This is a genomic window from Moritella sp. 36, assembly GCF_018219415.1.
Lineage (GTDB): Bacteria > Pseudomonadota > Gammaproteobacteria > Enterobacterales > Moritellaceae > Moritella.
Genome location: NZ_CP056120.1, coordinates 4,165,202 through 4,190,761, shown reverse-complemented (window position 1 = coordinate 4,190,761; position 25,560 = coordinate 4,165,202). Strand labels below are relative to the sequence as shown.

Annotated in this window: 20 protein-coding genes and 1 pseudogene; 19 read left to right on the top strand and 2 right to left on the bottom strand. The window is 40.7% G+C overall.

Annotated elements, in window-relative coordinates; all coding sequences use genetic code 11:
- Positions 1–97 precede the first annotated feature (97 nt).
- The 3 genes from HWV03_RS18495 to HWV03_RS18485 all read left to right on the top strand — a co-directional run bounded on the left by HWV03_RS18495 (position 98) and on the right by HWV03_RS18485 (position 2,988).
- Positions 98–2,128: a PhoX family protein gene (locus HWV03_RS18495; protein ID WP_211677239.1), complete on the top strand. Its 2,031-nt coding sequence runs from the start codon at positions 98–100 to the stop codon at positions 2,126–2,128.
- A 144-nt stretch (positions 2,129–2,272) separates the two neighbouring features.
- The gene (locus HWV03_RS18490; RefSeq protein WP_211672909.1) at positions 2,273–2,614 is read left to right on the top strand and encodes a Fis family transcriptional regulator; all 342 of its coding nucleotides are present in this window, start codon (positions 2,273–2,275) and stop codon (positions 2,612–2,614) included.
- A 122-nt stretch (positions 2,615–2,736) separates the two neighbouring features.
- A complete protein-coding gene (locus tag HWV03_RS18485; RefSeq protein ID WP_067046502.1) occupies positions 2,737–2,988 on the top strand; it encodes a Rho-binding antiterminator in 252 nt (83 codons plus the stop codon).
- Between the two features lie 58 nt (positions 2,989–3,046).
- Here the strand turns inward: HWV03_RS18485 and HWV03_RS18480 are convergent, their stop codons facing one another.
- Together HWV03_RS18480 and xseA are read right to left on the bottom strand one after the other, a co-directional pair.
- Positions 3,047–5,029: a methyl-accepting chemotaxis protein gene (locus HWV03_RS18480; RefSeq protein WP_211677237.1), complete on the bottom strand. Its 1,983-nt coding sequence runs from the start codon at positions 5,027–5,029 to the stop codon at positions 3,047–3,049.
- A gap of 149 nt (positions 5,030–5,178) precedes the next feature.
- On the bottom strand, positions 5,179–6,432 hold the full coding sequence (gene xseA / locus HWV03_RS18475; RefSeq protein ID WP_249185561.1) for an exodeoxyribonuclease VII large subunit: 1,254 nt from the start codon (positions 6,430–6,432) through the stop codon (positions 5,179–5,181).
- 285 nt (positions 6,433–6,717) lie between these two features.
- On the opposite strand from xseA, the gene guaB reads away from it, so the two are divergent.
- From guaB to HWV03_RS22660, 16 genes and pseudogenes are all read left to right on the top strand, one after another.
- Positions 6,718–8,181, top strand: coding sequence for an IMP dehydrogenase (gene guaB, locus HWV03_RS18470; RefSeq protein WP_211677236.1), 1,464 nt, complete (start codon positions 6,718–6,720; stop codon positions 8,179–8,181).
- Between the two features lie 108 nt (positions 8,182–8,289).
- On the top strand, positions 8,290–9,870 hold the full coding sequence (gene guaA, locus HWV03_RS18465) for a glutamine-hydrolyzing GMP synthase (protein ID WP_211677235.1): 1,581 nt from the start codon (positions 8,290–8,292) through the stop codon (positions 9,868–9,870).
- 265 nt (positions 9,871–10,135) lie between these two features.
- Complete coding sequence (queA, locus tag HWV03_RS18460) at positions 10,136–11,185, top strand: tRNA preQ1(34) S-adenosylmethionine ribosyltransferase-isomerase QueA (RefSeq protein WP_211677234.1); 1,050 nt, start codon at positions 10,136–10,138, stop codon at positions 11,183–11,185.
- 132 nt (positions 11,186–11,317) lie between these two features.
- Positions 11,318–12,457: a tRNA guanosine(34) transglycosylase Tgt gene (gene tgt, locus HWV03_RS18455; protein ID WP_211677233.1), complete on the top strand. Its 1,140-nt coding sequence runs from the start codon at positions 11,318–11,320 to the stop codon at positions 12,455–12,457.
- Positions 12,458–12,576: 119 nt separating this feature from the next.
- Positions 12,577–12,915 (top strand): preprotein translocase subunit YajC, encoded by a 339-nt coding sequence (gene yajC, locus HWV03_RS18450; protein WP_211677232.1) that lies wholly within the window; start codon positions 12,577–12,579, stop codon positions 12,913–12,915.
- 29 nt (positions 12,916–12,944) lie between these two features.
- Entirely contained in the window at positions 12,945–14,789 is a 1,845-nt protein-coding gene (secD, locus tag HWV03_RS18445; RefSeq protein ID WP_211677230.1) for a protein translocase subunit SecD, read from the top strand.
- An 11-nt stretch (positions 14,790–14,800) separates the two neighbouring features.
- Positions 14,801–15,745 (top strand): protein translocase subunit SecF, encoded by a 945-nt coding sequence (secF, locus tag HWV03_RS18440; RefSeq protein WP_211677229.1) that lies wholly within the window; start codon positions 14,801–14,803, stop codon positions 15,743–15,745.
- A gap of 156 nt (positions 15,746–15,901) precedes the next feature.
- Positions 15,902–16,270 (top strand): rhodanese-like domain-containing protein, encoded by a 369-nt coding sequence (locus HWV03_RS18435; protein ID WP_067046471.1) that lies wholly within the window; start codon positions 15,902–15,904, stop codon positions 16,268–16,270.
- 214 nt (positions 16,271–16,484) lie between these two features.
- A complete protein-coding gene (locus HWV03_RS18430; protein ID WP_211677227.1) occupies positions 16,485–17,261 on the top strand; it encodes an ABC transporter ATP-binding protein in 777 nt (258 codons plus the stop codon).
- Positions 17,236–18,300 carry a FecCD family ABC transporter permease gene (locus tag HWV03_RS18425; RefSeq protein ID WP_211677226.1) on the top strand — a complete coding sequence of 355 codons (1,065 nt, stop codon included), beginning with the start codon at positions 17,236–17,238 and terminating at the stop codon, positions 18,298–18,300. The genes HWV03_RS18430 and HWV03_RS18425 overlap by 26 nt, the downstream gene beginning before the upstream one ends.
- On the top strand, positions 18,297–19,343 hold the full coding sequence (locus HWV03_RS18420; protein ID WP_211677224.1) for a FecCD family ABC transporter permease: 1,047 nt from the start codon (positions 18,297–18,299) through the stop codon (positions 19,341–19,343). Before HWV03_RS18425 ends, HWV03_RS18420 begins: the two co-directional genes overlap by 4 nt.
- A 23-nt stretch (positions 19,344–19,366) precedes the next feature.
- Positions 19,367–20,335: an ABC transporter substrate-binding protein gene (locus tag HWV03_RS18415; RefSeq protein WP_255546917.1), complete on the top strand. Its 969-nt coding sequence runs from the start codon at positions 19,367–19,369 to the stop codon at positions 20,333–20,335.
- A 318-nt stretch (positions 20,336–20,653) separates the two neighbouring features.
- Positions 20,654–22,729, top strand: a complete 2,076-nt coding sequence (locus HWV03_RS18410) for a TonB-dependent siderophore receptor (protein ID WP_211677221.1) — start codon at positions 20,654–20,656, stop codon at positions 22,727–22,729.
- Between the two features lie 439 nt (positions 22,730–23,168).
- The gene (locus tag HWV03_RS18405; protein ID WP_211677219.1) at positions 23,169–24,140 is read left to right on the top strand and encodes a DMT family transporter; all 972 of its coding nucleotides are present in this window, start codon (positions 23,169–23,171) and stop codon (positions 24,138–24,140) included.
- 28 nt (positions 24,141–24,168) lie between these two features.
- Positions 24,169–24,867: a cytochrome b/b6 domain-containing protein gene (locus tag HWV03_RS18400; protein WP_255546916.1), complete on the top strand. Its 699-nt coding sequence runs from the start codon at positions 24,169–24,171 to the stop codon at positions 24,865–24,867.
- A gap of 295 nt (positions 24,868–25,162) precedes the next feature.
- Positions 25,163–25,534, top strand: a pseudogene (locus HWV03_RS22660) (NADAR family protein); the annotation flags it as partial.
- Positions 25,535–25,560 lie beyond the last annotated feature (26 nt).

The following is a 25,560-nucleotide window of genomic DNA, read 5'->3' as shown; positions in this document are numbered from 1 at the left end:
TCTTCGATTATAAAAACTGTCATGTTTTTGAAATATAAAATACATAATTGCTTGCTAGTTTATATCGGTCTTAAATAATGATTGAGTAGATAGAAGCATGAGCAAAGATACATTTGACCCGACGAAATATAATAATAGTAATAATGAACCATTTGCAGCGGTAATGGAGAGAGAATTATCTCGCCGCAGTATATTAAGAGCAGGCGTGGGGATGGCTGCTGTTGGTATGTTAAGTGGTATTGGTTTAACAGGTTGTTCAAATACTGGGAATGATAAAAATCTGACGACTACACCAAAAGTAGAATTAGGGTTCGACTCTATTTCGGGGGCTAAGCTAGACGCTGTTGTTGTGCCTAAAGGTTACAGTGCACAAGTACTTGCACCTTGGGGCACGCCGCTTAATGACTTTGCTCAAGAGTGGCAAGCAGATGGTTCAAATACCGCGTTAGATCAAGCTAATTCACTGGGTATGCACCACGACGGTATGCATTACTTTCCACTAAATGGCAGCTCTACTGATGGTTTATTATGTATTAATCACGAGTATATAGATCAAAAGGCATTACACCCTGCTGGACCGACTAAAGATGCGAATAGCTTACGTACAATTCTTGACGAAGTACGTAAAGAAATTAATGCTCACGGTGTTACCGTTGTACGTATTAAGCAAACTAATGGTATTTGGGATGTAGTTAAAAATGATAGCCATAATCGTCGCTTTACTGGTGCTACTATTATGGATATTAGCGGCCCTGTTGCTGATAAGGAATTACTCGTAACGGCTTTCGCTACAGATGGCGATAAAGTACGTGGTACGCTTAATAACTGTGGTAATGGTTATACGCCATGGGGAACCTACCTGACTTGTGAAGAAAATTGGCCGGGTTACTTTGTTAATACTGGCACGCAAACACCTGATCAGAAACGTATCGGCATTGATGATAAGAATACCCGTTATGGTTGGGATGATTTAGCGGGAAATGTTGATGAAGTCGCTGATGAATTTAGTCGTTTTGATATTACGATTAAAGGTACGAGTGCGACTGATGACTACCGTAATGAAGCTAATGGTTATGGTTATATTGTTGAAATAGACCCTTATGATAATCAATCAAAGGCTATTAAACGTACTGCATTAGGGCGTTTCCGCCATGAAGATTGTGTTTATGGAAAAGTGACCGCAGGTAAACCGATAGTATTTTATTCTGGTCATGATTCTCGTTTTGAATATATTTATAAATTCGTTTCTGATGCTTTGTGGGATCCTGCTGACGCCAGTCGCACTGACCGTTTAACTGTGGGTGATAAATATATGGATCAAGGTACTTTATATGTCGCACGTTTTGACGATAATGGGGTTGGTGTATGGTTACCACTAACCATGACTGCGGTTACGAAAGATAAAGGTGTGTTAGCAGATCACTTCGCTAATCTTGCTGATATTATTTTAAATACAGCTGGGGCTGCGGATCTTGTTGGTGCGACGCCAATGGATCGTCCTGAGTGGGCGGCCGTTGATCCTGTTAATGGTGCGGTATACATGACCTTGACCAATAATACCAAACGTACAGATACAACTAATCCTGCTAACCCAAGATTAAATAATAGCACTGGGCATATTATTCGTTGGCAAGAAGGCGATAATGCTGAGCAATTTAGCTGGGATATCTTTGTATTTGGTGCGGCAGAAGATGCAGCACCAGAAGTTAATATCTCTGGATTAGACGAGCTAAATCAGTTTGCAAGTCCAGATGGTCTTGCATTTGATTCACGCGGTATCATGTGGATCCAGACGGATAATGGCGCGCCGGAACTAACTGAGTACACAAATGATCAAATGTTAGCTGTCGTACCAAGTCAGCTAACCACTGATACTGACGAATTAGAGACAATTAACAGCGAGAATCAAGCCGCACTAAAACGTTTCTTTGTTGGTCCTAATGGTGCTGAAGTTACAGGCTTAGCTTTTAGTCCTGCTCAAACTGACCTGTTTTTGAATATTCAGCACCCTAAAAATTGGCCGTACAGTAACGATGCATCGATGGAAACACCAAGTAACAAAACGGTTCGACCACGTGCCGCAACGGTTATTATTCGTAAAAATGACGGTGGTGAAGTTGGTGTTTAGTTAACGCCGATGAATTTTTAGCGATTAATGGCTAATTGCACCTTGTTAAATATTGCCAGCCTTCGGGTTGGCTTTATTGTTTATAGGATATTATTTACGGTAGGATAGCGGTATAAATACTCAGAAAATAACAGCTGGCAGAACATGACTAAAACTGAAAAGAAGATTGATAATACTTTATGCAAAGTGCTTACTTGTGTTTGTGAAGATGCAAAAGACGAGATTCAGGGGTTTCAATGGTTAACACACACCGTTAATTACTCGAATTTTCCTGCATCTTTAAAAATAATCTGTGTGTTTGATAGCAATGCTGATATTGCTCAATTGACGGCATCGCAGCAAGATCAGCGCTTACATGGTTTATTGACTCAAGCACTTAATGCAGTTGATGTGAGACTCAAAAATATCAACAAGCAAGTGAAGTTTGATAGTGAAGAAAATTGTACTCGTGACAATGCGGGTAATTGGGCGAAGCGCTTAGGTTAATGTCCTCTCATTTGAGTGCATTCATACGTTAGCGTTAGTTTGTAAAGAGCTAAAATTAGTATATGTTTAACGACTATGATAAAAATTAGCTCTTGTTTCAGTGTGACGTGGAGATATAAACTATGATGAAATGCGATCAGTATGACTATATTGAAATAGTGTGTATGCACAAATACCCGGTTAAGTTAACGCTTAAATCGGGTGCTGAAATATACGGTATTGGGCTCGATACGCAACGTAATGAAAATCGAGATGAGTGTATTAAGATGACGGTTGATGATGTTATTCGTTTGATTGTACTCGATACGATCTTAACGCTCGATGTGACAGTCGATAACCCTCATTTTCAGAGTGTGACGTTTGATTATGATTAAAAATAAAAAGCCTTGTCTGCAATAAACAAACAAGGCTGATATTCAGTGAGTGCTGTCGTTATAAATTAAATTTACCAACCACCTCTTTTAATTCAGTATTCATGGTACCGAGTTCTTGAGTTGTCGCTGTCGTATGTTCTGCATTATTTGATAGTTCGTGCACGATAAGTTGTATTTCACTCATATTTCGCGTTACTTCAGTACTTACCGTACTTTGTTCTTCTGCCGCAGATGCTATTTGAATGGTGAGCTCACTGATGGTTGAAATAGCCACTTCCATACTATCTAAATCTTGATTTACTTCTTGGGTATCCGTTGCAGTGGTAATACAGCGCTCTTTGGTTTTATCCATCGCATTGACTACCGCATTTACCCCAGAATTAAGCTTCGTTAACATGGCATTAATTTCAGATGTGCTGTTTTGTGTGCGTGCTGCTAATGCTCTGACTTCATCGGCTACCACGGCAAAACCACGGCCTTGCTCACCCGCTCGGGCTGCTTCAATTGCCGCATTAAGTGCAAGTAAGTTAGTTTGTTCTGCAATGTCGCCGATCACGGTGAGTACAGCACTAATTTGTTGAGTATGCTGTGCCATGCTTTCAATATTGACCACGGTATCTTCAACATCATCCAGTAAGGTTTGTACGTTACTTGATGCGCGAATAACCGTTATTTTTGATTGTGATACTGCATCGTGCATTTGCTGGGTGGCTGCTGCTGCGTCTGCTGCATTGGTCGCTACAATCGTCGCGGTGGTACTCATTTCCTCCATCGCTGTCACTGCTTGCTCTGTTTCTTTTGCGTGACTAATGACGATGTTATTGGTGATTTGAGTTTGTTCTTCAACTTGCGCCAATGATCCCGATATTTTGACTGAAGAATCATTAACAGATAGCATTAACGTGTGTAAGTAATCAATAAAGTTATTTACTGAATTACCAATATCACCGACTTCATCATTTTCTTTGATTTGCACACGTGTTGTTAGATCTGCATTACCCTGTGAAAGTAAGTCAATGCTCTCACGTAATACAATCAAGCGCTGTGACAGGCGTTTAAAGGTAATATAACAAAAACAAATGATAGCCAGCATTAACGGTAATTGGATTGCCGCAATAATCGATAAAATAACCGATTCATTTTCATGTAAAGATGCGACTGGCACTGCTAACGCAATTGACCATGGTGTGCCTTCTAATGGTTCAAAATACAGCGCGTACTCTTCGCCATTCTCTGCGTCATAACTAATATATTGCTTGTTATTTTGATTGTTTAAGTTGCCATTGACGGCATTAATAAATGCAGAGCGAGATGCCAGAGATGAGGTGGTTTTTAATAATAAGTCTCCCGAGGTTGCTGCTGTATTATTCAGGATCTTACCATCTTGTTCGACAACCAGAATGTAGCCACCGAACTCTTGCTCTAAGTTTTTAGCAAGTTGATTAAAGAAACCGAGTGTTACGTCAATTGTTGCCGCACCATACAGACGACCGTCTTTATAGATACCCATACTACAGTTGGTACGTGCTTCGGTACTTGCCGAATCTTTATATGCAGGTGCCCAAGCACAGGTGCCTCTTGGGGCATTTTGTCCAGCTCTGTGCCAAGACTGCTCAAAATAATTTGGCGCCGCAGCGGTATTCCAGTAATCATTGCTGCTCAATTGGTTGTTACTATCACGATGCACAAAAGAACTGAATTTACGCGTGCCTTCTTCGCGCTGATCAGGTAATGGCCAAATACCACCACCAAATACGTTACTATCACCATATTGATCGACTAATGCTGGTAGTAATTTATCAATTTGTTCACTCGATAACTCAGGGACAACTTGCGTGATATTTTTTTGTTGAGCTTCTACTTTATTGAGTTTACTAAATACATTTTCAGATACTGTTTGTAATGATTTATGAATGATGTCTTCTGAAGATTCAAGTAGCTGTGGTGAGACGAAGGTTTTAATGCCGATCGTTGTTAATACCATGATTGCGAACATAAACGCAATGAAGTAGGAAGAGTAAATATTTTTAATAGAATTCATGATTTAGCTGCCTTGTGATGTCCATAAATTAAAGCTATTTAGGCTATCGGCCGAGTAGCTGATATCACAAGGTCTTTTTTTTGATTATTTTTATTAAACTAAAATTTATTTGTGACTGGGTGTCATTTAAATCAGTTGTTTATCTAAAGTTAATCGATGGTGGAACGTATTTCGCCATCGGTAAAACGGGTGACTAGCTTGTCGCCAGATTTTAGTTTGGCCACAGAGGTGATCACTTGGTGTTTGTCATTCTGCGTAATTGAATAACCACGGGTTAGTGTGGCTAATGGGCTAACAGTCTGGAGTTGTTGTACAAGGTTTTGTAAGTGGTTTTGTTCTTGTTGTAAACGGCGTTGCATTGCACTGTGTAAGCGAGTTTGTAAATTAGCTTGTTGTTGCTGCATCGCGGTTAATTTATGCACTGGAGAATGAGACTGTAAACGACCCGTTAGTTGGGTTAAATGTAAATTTTGCTTACCAATATGGCGATTAACTGCTTGGTTTAAACGTAGACTAAGTTCATCGAGCTTTTGACTTTGCTGCTGTAATTTACGTTGTGGGTGTTGGTTCATCAACGCTTGTTGTAAGTAACGCTGTTGATGTTGCTTTTTTGCTAACTGTGTTTGTATGGCTTTGTTTAAACGTCGGCTCAGGTTACTCACTTGATGTTGGAGGTGCGCTTGATCCTGACTCACAAGTTCGGCTGCGGCAGAAGGGGTTGGTGCGCGCATATCGGCGACGAAATCGGCGATAGTGACGTCGATCTCGTGGCCAACGGCGCTGATAATGGGTAATTGACTGTTAAAAATAGCTTGGGCAACAGAAGCTTCATTGAAGCACCATAAGTCTTCTAATGAACCGCCACCGCGGCCGACAATCAACAAATCAACTTCATTACGCTGATTGGCAATATTAATAGCATTAACAATCGCGGGTGCTGCTTGTGCGCCTTGCACCAGCGTTGGGTAAATAATCACCGGTAAGTTAGGGCTACGACGTTCAAGTACGGTCAGAATATCATGTACCGCAGCACCGGTTGCCGAAGTAACAATGCCAATGCGTTTGGCATGTAGGGGCAGGGCTTTTTTATGTGCTTGGGCAAAATAACCTTGTGCATCTAACGATGCTTTTAACTGCTCATATTGCTGTTGTAATAAACCGTCGCCGGCCGGGCTTAATGATTCAATCACTAATTGATATTCACCCCGCGGCTCGTACATGGTGACACGTACTTTGGCTAATACTTGCTGGCCGTTGGCTGGACGGAATGTTACTCGACGGTTGTTGCCTTTGAACATTGCACAGCGCACTTGTGATCGGCTATCTTTAAGTGATAAGTACCAATGTCCAGATGCTGGTGCGACAAAGTTGGAGATTTCGCCAGTTAACCACAGCGTCCCCATCTCTGATTCAAGCAATTGCCTAACGCTGGCATTTAAGTGAGTCACTGTATAAATATTGGTATTGTTCAAAATAAGGCTCTCTAAGCGTTAAGCAGTTAAAATTAGGTGTAATTACGTCGGTATATTGTAGCAGATTTACTTTTTAATGGGGATTAAGATCAATGACAACTAAAAAAAGTTGAAATATAGTTTGCTTTTACCCACAAGCATCCATATACTTCGTCCGCAATATTTATACCAATTATGTCGTCCATTTTATACCTTTAACGAGGTGAGATATTGCCCATGCTAAGAATTGCCAAAGAAGCCCTTACCTTTGATGACGTACTACTTGTACCTGCTCATTCAACTGTTTTACCGAACGATGCTGACCTAAAAACTCAACTAACAAAAAACATCCAACTAAATATCCCAATGCTTGCTGCTGCGATGGACACAGTAACTGAAGGTCGTTTAGCGATCGCGTTAGCTGAAGAAGGTGGTATTGGTTTCGTTCACAAAAACATGTCTATTGAACGTCAAGCAGCTGAAGTACGTTTAGTGAAGAAATATGTAAGTGGTATTGTTGCTGAGCCCGTTACTGTAAAACCTGACATGACAATTGCTGATGTAGCTGAACTAGCTAAGCAATACGGTTTTGCTGGCTTTCCTGTAGTAACCGAAGCCAATGACCTAGTGGGTATCATTACTGGTCGTGATGTACGTTTTGTTGATGATTTAACTACCCTAGTTGAATCCGTGATGACACCGAAAGATCGTTTAGTGACTGTTGGAAAGAAAGCTTCTCGTGAAGAAGTGCTTGGCCTAATGCACAAACACCGTATTGAAAAAGTACTTGCAGTAAATACAGACTTTAAACTAACGGGTATGATCACGGTTAAAGATTTTAAACAAGCAGAGAAAAAACCAAATGCATGTAAAGACGAATTAGGTCGTTTACGTGTAGGTGCTGCTGTTGGTGCTGGTGGTTCTACTGCAGAACGTATCGATGCATTAGTAGAAGCCGGTGTGGATGTATTATTAATTGATTCATCTCACGGTCATTCTCAAGGTGTTTTAAACCGCATTAAAGAAACGCGTGCTGCATACCCTGATTTAGAAATCATCGGTGGTAACGTAGCAACTGGTGCAGGTGCTCTAGCACTAGTAGAAGCTGGCGTTAGCTGTGTTAAAGTTGGTATCGGCCCTGGTTCAATCTGTACTACCCGTATCGTTACAGGTGTTGGTGTGCCACAAATCACAGCAATTAACGATGCAGTAACAGCATTAGAAGGTACTGGTGTTCCAGTTATCGCTGATGGTGGTATCCGTTTCTCTGGCGATATCGCGAAAGCACTTGTTGCTGGTGCATCATGTGTAATGGTTGGTTCTATGTTCGCTGGTACTGAAGAAGCACCAGGTGAAGTTGAACTTTACCAAGGCCGTGCATACAAGTCATACCGTGGTATGGGTTCATTAGGCGCTATGTCTAAGGGTTCATCTGACCGTTACTTCCAATCAGAAAACGCTGCTGACAAATTAGTACCAGAAGGTATTGAAGGCCGTGTTCCTTATAAAGGTAAATTGAAAGAAATCATCCATCAACAAATGGGTGGTATTCGTTCTTCAATGGGTCTAACCGGTTGTGCAACGATTCATGACATGAACACGAAAGCTGAATTTGTTCGTATCACTGGTTCTGGTATCACAGAAAGCCATGTTCACGATGTGATTATGACTAAAGAAGCGCCAAACTACCGTTCAAACTAAGCTTAGCTGAACGCATAGTTAGAAACTGATAATGTAAGGGGAGACAAGTGTCTCCTCTTACTATTATTACAAATACTACTACTAAATATATTTACAGGAATATCTTTAATGACCACAAATATTCATGAGCAAAAAATCCTAATTCTGGACTTTGGTTCTCAATATACGCAGTTAATCGCTCGTCGTATCCGTGAAATCGGTGTTTACTGTGAATTATGGACATGGGATGTAGATGAAGCGGCAATCCGTGAATTCAATCCAAACGGTATTATCCTTGCTGGTGGCCCTGAAAGCGTAACAGAAGCGGGTTCACCTCGTGCACCTGAATATGTATTCAACGCAGGCGTACCTGTACTGGGTATCTGTTACGGTATGCAAACAATGTCTGAGCAACTTGGTGGCAAAGTCATTAAAGGTACTGGCGAAGGCGAATTTGGTTATGCACAAATTGAGATGCAATCTCCTTCTGCGCTGTTCAAGTCTATCGAAGATGCAGTATCTGATTCTGGTAAAGCACTATTAGACGTATGGATGAGCCATGGTGATAAAGTTTCTGCTATTCCAGAAGGCTTTGTAACAGTTGCTAACACAGCGACTTGTCAGTTTGCTGCGATGGCAAACGAAGAAAAACGTTTTTACGGTGTTCAATTTCACCCAGAAGTAACACATACTCGTCAAGGTGAGCGTATGCTTGCTCACTTTGCAAAAGACATCTGTGGCTGTGACGGACTTTGGACTTCAACTTCAATTATCGATGATGCAATTGCTCGTATGAAAGCGCAAATCGGTGATGATGAAGTTATTCTAGGTTTATCTGGTGGTGTTGATTCATCAGTAGTTGCTATGTTATTACAACGCGCAATTGGCGATAAACTGACTTGTGTATTCGTTGATAACGGTTTACTTCGTTTAAACGAAGGTCAGCAAGTAATGGATATGTTTGGTGATCATTTCGGTCTAAACATTGTTCATGTTAAAGCTGAAGATCGTTTCCTTGAGCAAATGGCTGGCGAAAATGATCCTGAAACTAAACGTAAAATTATCGGCCGTGTATTTGTTGAAATCTTTGATGAAGAATCGAAAAAATTAAGCAATGCTAAATGGCTAGCACAAGGTACTATCTACCCTGACGTTATCGAGTCTGCTGCGACCAAAAATGGTAAAGCACACGTGATTAAATCACACCATAACGTAGGTGGTTTACCTGACGATATGGCAATGGGTCTGGTTGAACCATTACGTGAATTATTTAAAGATGAAGTGCGTAAGATTGGTCTTGAATTAGGTCTACCATACGACATGCTTTACCGTCACCCATTCCCTGGACCTGGTCTAGGTGTGCGTGTACTTGGCGAAGTGAAGAAAGAATATTGCGACCTATTACGTCGTGCTGATGCTATCTTCATCGAAGAATTACACAAAGCGGAACTTTACCATAAAGTAAGCCAAGCATTTGTTGTATTCTTACCAGTACGCTCTGTAGGCGTAATGGGCGATTGCCGTAAATATGATTGGGTTGTATCACTGCGTTGTGTAGAAACAATCGACTTTATGACTGCGCGTTGGTCACATCTTCCGTATGATTTAATCGGTCATGTTTCAAACCGTATTATCAATGAAATTGATGGTATTTCTCGTGTGGTTTACGATGTATCTGGTAAGCCACCTGCAACAATTGAGTGGGAATAATCCTCACTTAATTAAGTAGACAATACTGATATGAATATGAAAAGCAGCTCTTGAGCTGCTTTTTTTTGCCTACGGTTTTATATTTTCAAGTCTTTTGTTATTCATTACGGCCTGTTCGAGTACTGATAACAGTCGCTCTTATTTAGGACTGAGGTTATTTAAACCATCATAATTAGAACAAATCTCTTCTTCTCTTGATATTCTTCCTGTTGGTAACTAGACTAGCGGACTATTTCAATTGTAAGTTCGATTTTAAGGTACCTTCATGCAGGTTTCAGATTTTAATTTTAGTCTTCCTGACGAGTTAATTGCCCGTTATCCGAAAGCGGATCGCCGTTCAAGCCGTCTACTCCAACTAAATGGTAATAGTGGCGAGCTGGCTGATAAGCAGTTTGCTGACATTCTCGATTTAGTTGAAGCTGGCGATCTGATGGTATTTAATAATACGCGTGTTATTCCTGCGCGTATGTACGGTCAAAAAGCTTCAGGTGGTAAAATTGAAGTGCTTGTTGAACGCGTTATTAGTGACAGCTCTGTACTTGCGCATGTGCGTTCTTCTAAGTCACCTAAAGTAGGTGCTCAACTCATCTTAGAAGGCTCTGTGAATGCCGAGATGGTTGCGCGCCACGATGCGTTATTTGAACTTAAATTTTTAGATGAACGTCATGTATTAGAAATATTGGAAGACATTGGTCATATGCCATTGCCGCCTTATATCGATCGTCCTGACGAAGATTCAGATAAGGAACGCTACCAAACGGTCTATAATGAAAAACCGGGTGCTGTTGCGGCGCCAACAGCGGGCTTACACTTTGATGAACCATTGTTAGCAGAACTTGCTAAGAAAGGTGTAAACACGGCGTTTGTGACGCTGCACGTTGGCGCGGGTACTTTCCAGCCAGTACGTGTGGATAATATCTTAGATCATCATATGCACTCTGAGTATGCCGAAGTTTCTGAAGACGTTGTCGCTAAAATTGCAGAAACAAAAGCGAACGGCGGTCGTGTGATTGCTGTGGGTACAACGTCAGTGCGTTCTTTAGAAAGTGCTGCGCAAGCAACAATGGCAAAAGGCTTACCGCTAGCGCCATTTTTTGATGATACTGAAATCTTTATTTACCCTGGTTACGAGTTCCAACTTGTTGATGCAATGGTCACTAATTTCCACTTACCTGAATCAACGTTGATTATGTTGTTATCTGCATTCGCTGGTTATGACCATGTGATGCCCGCTTATCAACATGCTATTGCTGAAAAATACCGTTTCTTCAGTTATGGCGACGCCATGTTTGTCACTAAACAAACGGCAAAATAAATTCAATTAGCCGTGAGTTGATGTGTATCTATTCACGGCTAGTTTGTTAACGATAAACAATTGCTATTGAAGTACGTTGTTTGAATTTTTGAGAGAAGTAATGTCAGACTGTTTCTCTGACTTGAGGTTTATATGAAGTTAAAGTACGAATTAGATAAAACAACTGGTAACGCACGTCGTGGACGCTTAATCTTTGAACGTGGTGTTGTTGAAACTCCTGCATTCATGCCAGTAGGTACTTACGGTACGGTTAAAGGTATGACACCAGAAGAAGTTGACGCAACCGGCGCTGATATTCTTTTAGGTAATACCTTCCACCTGTGGTTACGTCCTGGTCAGGAAGTAATGAAGCAACACGGTGGTTTACACAACTTCATGAACTGGCAGGGTCCTATCCTGACGGATTCAGGCGGTTTCCAAGTATTCAGCCTAGGTAAAATGCGTAAAATTACTGAAGCGGGTGTGCATTTCCGTCACCCTGTAAACGGTAGCAAGATTTTCTTAGATCCTGAAACTTCAATGGAGATCCAAGATGACCTAGGTTCTGACGTTGTCATGATTTTTGATGAATGTACGCCATACCCAGCGACAGAGTCTGAAGCTGAAAAATCAATGCGCATGTCATTACGTTGGGCACAACGTTCACGTGATCACTTTGATAAACTAGATAACAAAAATAACTTGTTTGGTATTATTCAAGGTGGTGTTTACGAGCACTTACGTGATATTTCTGTAAAAGGGCTATTAGACATTGGTTTTGACGGTTATGCTGTTGGTGGCCTAGCTGTAGGTGAACCAAAAGAAGACATGCACCGTATTCTGGAGCACACTTGCCCACAAATCCCAGAAGATAAACCACGCTACCTAATGGGCGTTGGTAAACCTGAAGATTTGGTTGAAGGTGTTCGTCGCGGTGTGGATATGTTTGACTGTGTAATGCCAACACGTAATGCACGTAATGGTCACTTGTTCACAAGTGAAGGTGTAATCAAGATCCGTAATGCCAAGCATAAAACAGATACCAGTACACTTGATCCTGAATGTGATTGCTACACATGTAAGAATTACTCACGTTCATACCTGAATCATTTAGACAAATGTAACGAAATCTTAGGTGCGCGTTTAAATACAATGCATAACTTGCGTTACTACCAAAACCTGATGCAAGGTATCCGTGACGCGATTGATTCTGATACGTTTGAAGCGTTTGTTACAGATTTCTATACTAAACAAGGCCGTGAAGTGCCACCTTTAGCGAAGTCTGACGCTTAATTATTAAGCAAACACTAATCTGATTGTCGATCAAAGTTTGGTAAACCTTTCTCATTAGTAGTAATGTAATGTGATTGGTTTATCATATCTATGTCTAATATTTATAAAGGAAAATAAAAATGAGTCTTTTCATTGCAAATGCAGTTGCTGCTGAAGGTGTTTCTGCTCCAGCTGGTGGTGGTTACGAAATGTTGATCATGTTAGGTATTTTCGGTGTGATCTTTTACTTCATGATCTACCGCCCACAAGCGAAACGTCAAAAAGAACAGAAGAACCTAATGTCATCGTTGTCAAAAGGTGAAGAAGTACTTACTGTTGGTGGCATCGTAGGTAAGATCACAAAAATTTCTGATGGTAATGATTATGTTGTGATCAGTATTGCTGAAGCAACGAACATTACTATTAAGCGTGATTACATTGCCGCTGTATTACCAAAAGGCAGCATGAAGTCGCTTTAATCTTTTCCGTATCCCAGTAAGGTAATATTGTGTTAAACAAATATCCTCTGTGGAAGTATCTAATGGTGATCGCTACGATCGCCATTTGTTTACTCTATGCCACACCGAATCTATACGGGGAAGACCCCGCTGTTCAAGTCTCTGCTGCACGTGGTGCTGTTATTGAAGTATCAACACTCGATAAAGTTAAAGCAGAACTCGATAAACAAGAAATCAGTTATAAAAGTGTTTCATTAGAAAAAAACCAAGTGTTAATTCGTTTAAATGACAGCGAACAACAACTCCTTGCTAGTGAAATCTTAAAAGAACAACTTGGTCAGACATTTATTGTTGCTTTAAACCTTGCACCTGCGACACCTGAATGGTTACAAGCCGTTGGTGCTGGACCACTAAAACTGGGTCTGGACTTACGTGGCGGTGTTCACTTCTTACTCGAAGTTGATATGCAAGAAGCGTTAGTGAAAGCACAAGATCAAATGTTGCAAGATTTCCGTACCGATTTACGTGAAGAAAAACTGCGTTATACCGCAATACGTAAAAACAGTAACGGTGTTACAGCACGTTTTCGTGATGTTGAAACGCGCGATAAAGCAGAAAAATTCCTTAAGTCTAAATATGCAGACCTACTGTTAAATGACAGTGAAAATAATGGTCAATTTAGTCTAACGGCAAAAATGTCAGAAGCTAAACTTGCTGAAATCAAAGAATATGCCCTTCAACAAAATATTACTATTATCCGTAACCGTGTAAACCAATTAGGTGTTGCTGAACCGCTTGTACAGCGTCAAGGTGCAGACCGCATTGTAGTTGAATTACCGGGTGTTCAGGATACTGCTGGTGCGAAAGAGATTTTAGGCGCAACAGCAACGTTAGAATTCCGTTTAGTTGATAATAAAGCAGACCCTTACAGCAGCCGAGTACCTGCTGGTAGCCAAAAATACACCACGCGTGAAGGCCGTCCTGTTGTGCTGAAGAAACAAGTTATCTTAACTGGTAACCACATCACAGGTGCAACATCGAGCTTAGATGAGTTTAGTCGTTCACAGGTTAATATCGATCTTGATTCGCAAGGTGGCAGTAAAATGTCTCGTGCGACGAAGAAAGCAATCGGTACATCAATGGCAACTGTATTCATTGAATACAAACCAACGGGTGAGAAGACTGCTGATGGCAAATCGAAACTGAAAAAAATTGAAGAAGTCATTAACGTGGCGACAATTCAAGCACAGTTAGGCCGTAGCTTCCGTATTACAGGTTTAGACAGTGCAAGCGAAGCTAAAAATCTGGCGTTATTATTACGTGCAGGTGCGTTAGTTGCGCCAGTTCAAATCGTTGAAGAACGTACCATCGGTCCTAGCTTAGGTAAGCAAAATATTGAAAACGGCTTAGCTGCGATGATTTATGGCATGATTGCAATTGTTATCTTCATGGCTATTTACTACCGTAAATTTGGTATTGTTGCCAATGTCGCATTATCTGCAAACATCATCATGATCATTGGTATTATGTCGATGATTCCTGGCGCGACAATGACGCTACCAGGTATTGCCGGTATCGTATTAACAATCGGTATGGCGGTTGATGCGAACGTGCTGGTATTTGAACGTATTCGTGAAGAGCTGAAAGAAGGCAGAAGCATTCAGCAAGCAATTCATAGTGGTTATGATAATGCGTTATCAACCATTGCCGATGCCAACATTACCACGCTATTAACGGCGATCATTTTGTTTGCGGTTGGTACTGGTGCGATTAAAGGTTTCGCTATTACGTTAGCAATTGGTATTGCTGCTTCTATGTTTACTTCCATCATTGGTACACGTGCGATCGTGAATTTCCTTTGGGGTAATAAAAAAATCGATAAACTTTCAATCTAAGGGGATTAATTATGTTTGAAATTATTAAAACAGAACGCACGATCCACTTTATGAAGATGGCGAAGCCCGCGTTTATTTTATCAGCGCTGTTAGTTATTTTATCGATATCTTCTATTGCGATTAAAGGTATTAATTGGGGTCTTGATTTCACTGGTGGTACCGTGATTGAAGTAGGTTATGATAAACCTGCTGATCTTGAGGTTATCCGTCCGCTGTTATCTGCAGAAGGATTTGATGATGCGGTGATCCAACATTTCGGCTCTAGTCGTGATGTCCTGATCCGTATTGCTCCACGTGAAGATTTGGATAATAAGCATCTTGGTAGTCAAATTATCACTGCGTTACAGGGCTATGATAAGAGCGTAGAAATGCGTCGTATCGAGTTTGTTGGTCCAAACGTTGGTGATGAATTAGCAGAGCAAGGTGGTCTAGCGCTGCTTGCTGCGTTAATTTGTATCTTGCTTTATGTTGGTGTACGTTTTGAATGGCGTTTAGCATCGGGTGCTGTATTGGCCCTTGCGCATGACGTTATTATCACGTTAGGTATCTTCTCGGTATTACAGATTGAATTTGATTTAACTATTTTAGCGGCGCTATTGACCGTTATTGGTTATTCACTGAATGATACTATCGTTGTATTTGACCGTATCCGTGAAAACTTCCGCCGTATGCGCACTGATGATTCTGTGGAAATCATGGACGTATCATTAACGCAGACATTATCACGTACGTTAATCACGTCAGGTACAACATTAATGGTATTAGTATCATTATTCCTGAAAGGTGGTGCACTGATCCACGGTTTTGCACTTGCATTGCTGATTGGTATCGTGGTTGGTACATATTCTTCGATTTACGTAGCAAGTGCATTAGCACTACGCTTAGGCGTAAGCCGCGAAACGATGTTACCACCAGTGGTAGAAAAAGAAGGCGCAGACCAAGACCCAATGATGTAAGCCTTAGGGAAACCTAGTTAACGTATTGGTCTTCGGACTGTCATAAAACCCGCCTCGTGCGGGTTTTTGTTTTTTATATTTTAGTTATTGAAATATAGAATACAAAATGAAATAGTAGTTTAGTAACACTTGGTATTTAACTGAAAGGATAACAACATGGCTCATAGTCAACGATTTTTAGATTTATGTAATGAAGCACGTAAAGTAGTCAAAGAATGTAGCTGTGATGACGTGAAGCAGTGGCAAGACGAAGGTAAGCAATTTGTACTGGTTGATGTGCGCGAAGAAAGCGAATGGGCTGCAAGTCGTATTAGCGGCGCTGAATACATGGGGCGCGGTATTATTGAGCGTGACTTAGAAGCTAAATATCCTGCGCTAGATACCTGTATCGTACTGTACTGCGGTGGCGGTTATCGTTCTGCATTATCAGCTGAGTTCATCCAACGCATGGGTTATACAGACGTAATCTCAATGGATGGCGGCATCCGTGAGTGGAAAATGAAAAACTACCCAATCAGTAAATAGATTATTTTTATTATCGAATGAATGTTGTAATGTGATGTGCAACATTCATTATTGAAGTGAATCCTGTATTTCATTTTAGTCATTCAATTTAAACCAGAGCCTGAACTTGGCATTCCTATTGCGTCAGCCCTTTTTTTAGCCACTTTAACCCCGCAGTTTACATCATATTTGTTATTGGTTATCATTCGCATTAACATCATCTCGTTGATATACTATGACTCTTAAAATCGATAACGTTAGCTTTGCTTATCAAGCTGATCGTAAAATATTAGATGCTATTTCTCTGACTTTTGAACCTGGAAATTTTTATGTGATCATCGGTCAAAATGGCTGCGGTAAAAGTACCCTGTTCAATTTGATCATGCGTCATTTACCCTTGTCATCAGGGCAGATCAGCATCAATGGGAAAGACCTGCAGCAGCATTCCTTTAAAGAGCAAGCACAGAGCGTTTCAGTATTATCGCAGTCCATGCCGCTGCCTGAATTTATGACGGTTGCGGATATGGTGATGCAAGGGCGGTTTTGTTATCAAGGTTTCTTTTCTCGGTTTAGTGTCGAAGACCGAGCGATAGCTGATCAAGCGATGCAGAAAATGCAGATCACTGAATTGGCAAGTAAACGTCTATCTGCACTTTCTGGTGGTCAGCAACAACGCGCTAGAATGGCGATGTTACTCACCCAGCAAACGGACATCGTATTGCTGGATGAACCGACTACCCACTTAGACTTAAAACATCAATATATGTTGTTAGACCTAGGCAAAGAGTTGGCTGAGCAAGGTAAAACGGTAGTGGCAATCTTGCATGATATGACCCAAGCGGCGTTATATGCGGATCATGTGATCGTACTTGCCGAGCAAAAAGTATATGCACAAGGTGCGGCACAACTTGTGATAACAGATACTATGATGCAGCATGTTTTTCATGTAAACACGTCACGTGTTGGTAACGAAAAGGTCGGCATTCATGTTCCAACGCATCTCATTGCCTAGTACTTTATCTCGTTCTTTATTGAGAATATTACCTAGTTATCGTTTCCTTGGCGCGATATTTTTATTAACGCTGATGCTGTTACTGGTGGCATTAACCCACATAAGTATTGGTGCACGCTCGATAGCTTGGGTAGATATTTTTCAGGCCATTTTCGCTTTTGACAGCCAGCAGTTTGTTCACCACATCGTGATCAAACAAAGACTACCGCGTTTGGTTGTTGCCATGGCCTGTGGCGCAATGCTAGGTCTGGCCGGTTTTAGTGCCCAGAAAATGTTTCAGAATCCGCTGGTATCGTCTTCCACACTCGGGGTCAGTAGTGGCGCGGTGTTCTTTAGTTTGTGTGCCATCTATTTCTTTAATGTATCTGAGAATGATATTTTTATCCCAGCGTTTATCGGTGCCGCGGTTGCTGGGCTATTTACGCTGTCGATGACGGAAATGATGAACCGCTCGAGTATTTCCAAGAACTTACATATTGTGCTGGCGGGCAGTCTGGTTTCTATGTTGTTTTCTTCGCTGAGCAGCTTTTTGATGCAACTCGATCCACTGCGCTTTGCCAATGTCCAAGACTGGTTATTGGGTGATATTAGTCCCGCTGACTTCACCGATTTAAGTCGAATGTATCCTTTGGCATTACTGGCGATTGGGATACTGTTAACCCAAGGACGCTCGTTGGACGTGATGATCATGGGGGAAAAGCAGGCGCGCAGTGCCGGGGTGAATGTCACCCGAACGCGTCACATCACCTTGCTGTGTATTTTTTTACTGGCCTCGTTAGTTGTCTCGATTGTTGGCCCTATCGGTTTTATTGGCTTAGTCGTACCGCATATCAGTAAGCTCTTTGTCAGCGAGGTCGGTAATAAAGGTGCTTGGTTATCTATGCTCATCGGTGGTTTATTATTGAGTCTGTCGGACTTACTCGCCCGTATCGTTATTGCGCCTAAAGTTCTGATTGTCGGAGGTGTTAGTGCATCTATCGGCAGCATCTTTTTTTTATGTCTACTGTATTTTATGGTTCGGGATAAACGCGTAGTATGAATATATTTGACAATCAAAATATGATCATTAGCCCCTCGAAAGGGATCAGCTTACCGCTTTATAAACGCACTTTTTTGGTGCTCTGTGCATTAGTGGTAGTGTTGAGCGTGAGTTTTATCTGCAGTCTTAAATTAGGCTCTGTCAGTGTTTCATGGGCTGATGTGTATGCAGTTATTGGTTTTGATATGGCACTTAATGACGCTACATCAACTATCTATGAACTGCGATTACCGCGTATCATGGGGGCAATTTCTGCGGGCGCACTGATGGCGTTATCGGGTTATTTATTACAAACGGCTGCGCGTAATGCCTTGGCTGATCCGGGCGTATTAGGGCTCTCTGACGGCGCTGCGCTGTCAGTCATTGTGCTGTATGTAGTGTCCTTACAGGTTTCCTTAACGATGAGTATTATCGCCAGTTTCTTTGGGGTGTTCGTTACCGCATTAGTGGTGCTCTGGTTTGTCCATAAAAACCTTAACGGTACATTTATCGTATTAGTCGGTATTGCTGTAGGTGCGGTTTTGTCTGCGTTCAGCGATATGCTCTTGTCGTCGGTAACTATCGAAGATATGGCTTTCCTCATGGCTTTTTTATCCGGCAGTTTTTTATCTCTGGATCTGGCTAGTGCCAGCTTTTTAAGTATCTGGATGGCGTTGATTATATCTGTGTTTTTGTTATTAAGCCGGTACATTAATCCACTTAATTTCGGTTATCAACACGCTATGTCATTAGGTGTTGATGCCAAAAAATATTACATATTTATTATTATATTAGCTGTATTTGCTATGGCACCTGTGATTGCCCTCGTTGGCTCTATCGGTTTTATTGGACTGATCGCTACGTTTTTAGCAAAAAACATTATTGGTTATCGCGGTACTGAATTAGGGATTGTCAGCATGTTATTAGGGGCAATTATGACGCTCTGGGCTGACACACTTGGACGGACACTCTTTGCACCGATCATGATTAATGCCGGTGTATTTATCGCGTTAATCGGTGCGTTATTTTTTATTATAATGACGCGTTACATTGTTAGGCAGTAGCCTGAACACTATTTAGGATAATGATGAAATTAATAACATTTATACAGGGCGCGTTGTTGCTGAGCTTATCGCTGCAATCGGTTGCTAGCGAAACCATGATGATTACCGATCATGCGGGTAACAAGGTCGAGATATTAAAACACCCTAAACGCATCGCATCCCTGCATGTGATGTCGGCAACCTCTATTTTGTTAGATGTTGATGCCCCGATAGTCGGAACCTCAACCTATATTAAATTGCCTGAAAATAAGCCTTATATTCGCGGCGGAGAAGAAGTCTTTGGTATCAAATTTGCCGATACGGGTTACTTCAACTACGGTAATAAAGGCAGTGATATTGAACAGATCAAAGCATCGAAGCCGGACCTGATTATCGGTACGGTAAAATATCAGAAAAAAATATTTGATAAACTCTCTAAAATTGCCCCGACGGTATTGATCCAACGTTATACGCCGAACATTTTTGATGCTTACCGCGATGTGGCTACCTGGGTGGGTAAAAAAGATATTTTCGAGCATAATTATGGGCTGTACCAACATAAAATTGCCCGTTTTAAAGATAAATATGCCGATGAATTACTGGGTAAAACATTTATTTATGCGGTCCCTAGAAAAGGTCAGGCGGAAATTAAAATCCGCCAAAACTCAGGGATCATTACCCAGGTATTATTTGATTTAGGCTTAACTCGGCCACAATTTTTAAAGGATACTTTTACACCTGACGATGCGGGTGGTGAAATAAGCTCGGAACTGATTGAATCATTAGATGCAGACTGGTTTTTTAGTACCTACACATCGCAGTTAGGCTTAGGTCCCAAGTCAATCGACGTGGGTTTTGATGATGTTGCACCGGGTTGGCAGTTTGCCTTAACTGCTTATCAACACAATCAGTTTATTCGTTTAAACCGTGAACAAGCGTATTCGCCGACTTTTGTGTCTGCAGATTATGTATTAAATGCATTAGAACAACAGATTTTGAAAAATAGAAAATAGAAAATAGAAAATAGAAAATAGAAAATATAGGGTCGAGATGGCCCTTTATTTTAATGATCGGATTAATTTTATTCACTGCCTTTCCAGTTCCTTCTCTCTCAAAAAGTTCCCCATTAATGGATATTTTACATATTAATTCTATAAACGCTTAAAAAATAAGCGTTTCAAACTTGACACCAGTAAGCCAATCAATAAAATAAAGGCAAATGAGAACGATTCCCATTTCAGTTTGTATTTGAGTAGTTGTACTCCAATACAAAATATTTTAGCGATTAAATATATCCAACGGATGTATTAAGCTACAAAGGTTTTACTTACATGAACACTCAAGTTAAATTTATATCCGCCGTTATTTCGACAATCCTTTATTCACAAGCGAGCCTAGCACAGGCTGTTCCAGCAGACAGTACAGAAACGATGACTGTGGTAGGCTATCAGCAGCACTATAAAATCGACCAGGCACATGCCGCAATGCGTTCGGATGTCTCCTTGTTAGAAACACCACAAATGGTCACTGTGATCCCGAGTGAAGTGCTGGAAGATCAGCTAGCTGTCACTTTGGGCGATGCATTAAGAAATGACGCGAGTGTTTCATTAGGTCGTGTCACATCGGATCGAGAGCGCTTTAGCTTGCGTGGTTTTAGCTTGGAAGAAAATACCAATATTCTGAAAGACGGTCATCAGCATTTTGCTAAATACCGGATGCCGATGGCATTAATCGATAATGTTGAAGTATTAAAAGGGCCATCAAGTTTATTATACGGTCAATCAACCCCTGGTGGTATCGTTAACTTAGTGACTAAGAAACCATCGACTGAAAGTTCGGTTAAGTTTGCAGTGAAAGGGGATGATCATGGTTCATTCCGTAACTCGATGGATGCGACTGGCAGCTTGAATGACAATAAAACCGTTCGTTACCGCGCTATTGTCGAACAGCAGAATAATAACAGCTGGCGTGAATATCAAGACGGTAACAACCTCGAAACTGAGTCTGTGGTTGGCAGCTTAGTGACTGAGTTTGATGTGACTGATGCGCTGACTATTGCCCTGCATTACGATAAATTAGATGATGTTTCTGGTCAGGACAGTGGCGCATTGGTTGATGATAATGGCAATGTGATCGGTGGTGATAACACCATTTGGGATATGCCTTGGACTAAGATCGATGCCCAAAGTGAAAACTATGGTATTGATGTCACTTATCAAGTTAACTCATATTGGCAAGCCGCGACGGGTTATAATAATCAGCATAACGAACGTGAGCGCTGGGAAAGTAAACCGCAAACCAGTGATTATGATACTTCTGGCGATGGCCGTTATAAAAACAAACCTTATAACAAGTTAGAAGACTGGCAACAGCAATCATTCTACTTTGATTTGATGGGGTCAGTGACCACTGGCAGTATTGGTCATGAGCTATTAGTGGGTGGTAACTACCTTGCGCATGAATATACGTCACTAAAAGTGAAAGGTGATAAATTTAAAGGCAATATTAACGATGGCAGCATTATTGAGCAGCCAGTATTAGATTATGCCGATGGTAAATCTGAAAGTGAAGATTATAAGTACTATGGTATTTATGTTCAGGATCTAGTTACTCTAAATGATCAATGGCAGCTACTCGCGGGCGTTCGTTATGATCGTCAGGACAAAACCGATGCGAATAATAATGCGGTCTTACCGAAATTTGGTGTTATTTATCACCCACAAGATAATGCATCTATTTATGCTAACTACAGTGAAAGTTTTGAGCCGCAAGGTCGTGTACTTGATGATGACGATGCAAATAATCATATGGAGTTAGATCCGATCAAGGGTAAAATGTATGAGATGGGCACAAAATGGGAAATATTAGATAAGAAATTAGGTATTAACGCGGCTATCTTTGATATTACTCGCAGTAATATTTTACTTAATGAAGGGTCGAAAGATAATCCAATTACGACTCAGGGTGGTGAACAGCATCATCAGGGTGCAGAGCTGAGTGCAATTGGTAAGGTTAATTCTAATTTGTCTTTGATCACCTCAGTGATGTACCTCGATGCTAAATATGCAGAACATAATGAGTTTGCGGGCAATCGTCCGGAAGATGTACCGGAGTGGACAGCATCAATCTGGAGTAAATATGCATTTACTGAGCAGTTATCTGTTAATTTAGGTGCTTATTATGAAGGTGAACGTTATGGCGATGCTAAGAACGAATTCTTAAAAGACAGTTATGTTCGCATTGATTCAGGGATTAATTACCAGACTTCAGTTGGCGGTAACGAGCTGCAACTTCGTCTTAATATCGATAACCTCTTTGATACCGACTATCTTGCAGGTGGTGAAAATGGTGAGGTGAATGTGGGCGAACCAAGAACCTTTAAATTTGGTGTTAGCTATACACTATAAATATAAATTTGAAGTGGCCAAGTTAAATTGGCCACTATCTTATTCCTTCATTTCGAATTTTACGAACCGCATAATCTTCAGTGGTTAATTTACCTGCAATGCTAGCGTCGTGTTTTCTGCTTAAGTTAGCAAAGTTCCATTTCCCGATATTTAAACGTTTACTACAGTGTTAAGCCGAGCATTTATATTGATTCATGGTTCAGTCAAATTATGGGCTTGTTCTATATTAAGGTAGCTGTCATGATTAAGGTTCATTTCAAACATAAGTAAGGGTTATATTGATGGCAACTTATTCTCGCACTTACTTTGTTGTTCGTTTATGGCTGCTCTGGAAATCAGAGTAGCAGCTAACTAATTTTTGGCGAGGCTACGGAATATGTAGCCTGCTATCTGTTTTACTCTACTTATTCCTAGCCTTCATTTTTTTCTTGGAGGGGTCATGGAACAGACTACTATCAGCAGTAATACCACCAGTACTACCAGCACAAAGCAACGTAATATTCGTTCAGCTTTACGTCATAAGCTATCAGCACATAAAATGGGTTTATTGTGCGCATTTCTTGCTACCTGTTTGTTTTCGACCAAAGGCATTTTCATTAAACTCGCTTATCAATATGGGGTTGATAGCATTACGTTAATGACGTATCGCATGTTATTGTCGCTGCCTTTTTATATCGCCGTATTTGTGTGGATGTTAAGGAAGACGCCTGCGTTATCATTACCGATAAAAGCACAGTTTATGCCAGTGATGGGTATTGGTCTTTTGGGTTATTACTTGTCGAGTTATTTTGATCTTCAAGGGCTTCACTATATTAGCTCACAGCTAGAGCGATTAGTGTTATTTACCTATCCTACGGTTGTCGTTATCCTCAGTTGGTTGGTGTTGGGTAATCGGATTAATCGACAAGTGATAGGTGCGCTTATCTTGGCCTATGCGGGGGTTTTTGTACTGTTTTATCATGACTTGGGTAAGCAGGGGGAGGGAGTGATCATTGGTTCGTTATTGGTGTTAACAGCATGCTTTACGTTTGCTTGTTATTTGCTACTGAGTAAAACCAAAATTCAGAAATTAGGCAGTTTAGTCTTTACGTGTATCGCGATGTTTGGCGCGAGTTTTATGATATTTGTCCATTTTTCGGTTGCGCATGATATTAAAGATCTTAGTATCCCTATGCCGGTATTTTGGATCTCACTGTGGTTAGCGATTGGCTGTACTGTGATCCCTTCGTTTTTGATGAGTGAGGGTATTGCGAGAGTTGGACCTGAACAAGCATCGATTGTTGGTGGCAGTGGCCCCGTGCTAACGGCATTAATGGCAGTGTTTTTGTTAGGGGAAAACTTCACCATTTACCATTTTGTAGGTATGTTAATGGTAATTGTTGCTATTGTCTGGTTAAGTGTTAGAAAATAGCCTCTATCCCAATGTTAGTTGGGTATTTATGTCGTCGTTATCTGCAGAGGGTTGTATGGTTAAGGTTAAAGTTTGGGACGGATTTATTCGTGGCTATCACTGGTTACAAGTGAGTTTGCTATTTGCATTGTGGTACTGTGCTGATAATGGCGAAATGGAATGGCACTTTTTGTTTGGTTATGCACTATTGGGGCTTTGGATAACACGTTTTATTTGGGGTTTTATTGGAAGTGATACTGCCAAGTTTAGTTACTTTATAAAAAGTCCAAAAGCGTTAATCGATTACCTTAGTGATAAAAATAAGTTTGATCGAGTCAAATTTGGTCATAACCCTGCTGGCGCATGTATGGTTATATTGTTTTTAGGTTTAATAATAATCCAGCTATTTACTGGACTTAGTGCCAGCGATGATATTTTGTCAGAAGGCCCATTATCGCAATATTTTACAGCGGATACTGTTAGCTTTATGACATGGCTACACAGCATGAATTTTGATGTATTACTTTGGGCAATAGGCTTACATGTCGTTGCTATCGTCGCTTATAAACTTAAAAAACAGCCATTAGTGAAAGCGATGATAACAGGCGTAGCAGAGTATAAATTAGTTAACTCGATTGGCCAGCCCAAAATGATGAATGGTCTATTGGCTTGGGTAATCTACGCATGTATTGCTGGTGTCATTTGGTGGCAATGGGGACATGAAAATTTAGGCTATTTACTTTATTGATTGAAAGAAAGAGCGGTTAGGACGCTAATGTGGGTCGTTATATTTGCTAATAAATATAGCAATATTTTAAAAATAAATCATAAAGTGTATTTTTGTAGACATTAAGGCTAAGCTTTTGGTTTTAATGTCTTAATTTTTAAGGTTATAACAGTATTATCCCCTCTCTGCTATGAGTATCCTCTTAATTCTTTATATACATATTTTATGTCTATCATTTGCGAATTTTCACATTTTTTCATCCGTGTTTGTGGTATGTTCATGTTAAATCAGCTTTATTTTCATGGAATAGAAATAAATGATAGATGAAATACAATTTTACGAACCGAATGATGATTTTGGTTTTTTGTCAAATTTTGCGTTAGCCACTATCAAGGTTGATGGGGTTAAATGGCCGAGTAGCGAACATTATTATCAAGCGCAAAAATTCAATGATCTTCAATTACAAGATTTAATTCGTCAAGCACAGACACCTGATGACGCTTTTAGCTTAAGCCGAGAGTATGCGCAATTTGTGAAATCAGATTGGATGGAAGTACGTGACAGTGTCATGCGTGATGTCGTGATGAAAAAATTTAGTCAGAATCCATTTTATGCCTATCAACTTGTGGCAACGGGTGAGCAAGTATTAACAGAGCATTCGCATAAAGACACTTATTGGGGGGACGGTGGAGATGGTAGCGGACGCAATGAACT

What these genes read in the sequence shown, in the direction of transcription:
- secF (WP_211677229.1), top strand. Translation starts at nt 14,801, where the DNA reads ATGTTTGAAATTATTAAAACAGAACGCACGATCCACTTTATGAAGATG.
- guaB (WP_211677236.1), top strand. Translation starts at nt 6,718, where the DNA reads ATGCTAAGAATTGCCAAAGAAGCCCTTACCTTTGATGACGTACTACTT.
- HWV03_RS18430 (WP_211677227.1), top strand. Translation starts at nt 16,485, where the DNA reads ATGACTCTTAAAATCGATAACGTTAGCTTTGCTTATCAAGCTGATCGT.
- HWV03_RS18495 (WP_211677239.1), top strand. Translation starts at nt 98, where the DNA reads ATGAGCAAAGATACATTTGACCCGACGAAATATAATAATAGTAATAAT.
- yajC (WP_211677232.1), top strand. Translation starts at nt 12,577, where the DNA reads ATGAGTCTTTTCATTGCAAATGCAGTTGCTGCTGAAGGTGTTTCTGCT.
- tgt (WP_211677233.1), top strand. Translation starts at nt 11,318, where the DNA reads ATGAAGTTAAAGTACGAATTAGATAAAACAACTGGTAACGCACGTCGT.
- HWV03_RS18425 (WP_211677226.1), top strand. Translation starts at nt 17,236, where the DNA reads ATGTTCCAACGCATCTCATTGCCTAGTACTTTATCTCGTTCTTTATTG.
- HWV03_RS18420 (WP_211677224.1), top strand. Translation starts at nt 18,297, where the DNA reads ATGAATATATTTGACAATCAAAATATGATCATTAGCCCCTCGAAAGGG.
- xseA (WP_249185561.1), bottom strand. Translation starts at nt 6,432, where the DNA reads ATGGGGACGCTGTGGTTAACTGGCGAAATCTCCAACTTTGTCGCACCA.
- HWV03_RS18480 (WP_211677237.1), bottom strand. Translation starts at nt 5,029, where the DNA reads ATGAATTCTATTAAAAATATTTACTCTTCCTACTTCATTGCGTTTATG.
- queA (WP_211677234.1), top strand. Translation starts at nt 10,136, where the DNA reads ATGCAGGTTTCAGATTTTAATTTTAGTCTTCCTGACGAGTTAATTGCC.
- HWV03_RS18415 (WP_255546917.1), top strand. Translation starts at nt 19,367, where the DNA reads ATGAAATTAATAACATTTATACAGGGCGCGTTGTTGCTGAGCTTATCG.
- HWV03_RS18435 (WP_067046471.1), top strand. Translation starts at nt 15,902, where the DNA reads ATGGCTCATAGTCAACGATTTTTAGATTTATGTAATGAAGCACGTAAA.
- HWV03_RS18400 (WP_255546916.1), top strand. Translation starts at nt 24,169, where the DNA reads ATGTCGTCGTTATCTGCAGAGGGTTGTATGGTTAAGGTTAAAGTTTGG.
- HWV03_RS18405 (WP_211677219.1), top strand. Translation starts at nt 23,169, where the DNA reads ATGGAACAGACTACTATCAGCAGTAATACCACCAGTACTACCAGCACA.
- HWV03_RS18410 (WP_211677221.1), top strand. Translation starts at nt 20,654, where the DNA reads ATGAACACTCAAGTTAAATTTATATCCGCCGTTATTTCGACAATCCTT.
- HWV03_RS18485 (WP_067046502.1), top strand. Translation starts at nt 2,737, where the DNA reads ATGATGAAATGCGATCAGTATGACTATATTGAAATAGTGTGTATGCAC.
- guaA (WP_211677235.1), top strand. Translation starts at nt 8,290, where the DNA reads ATGACCACAAATATTCATGAGCAAAAAATCCTAATTCTGGACTTTGGT.
- HWV03_RS18490 (WP_211672909.1), top strand. Translation starts at nt 2,273, where the DNA reads ATGACTAAAACTGAAAAGAAGATTGATAATACTTTATGCAAAGTGCTT.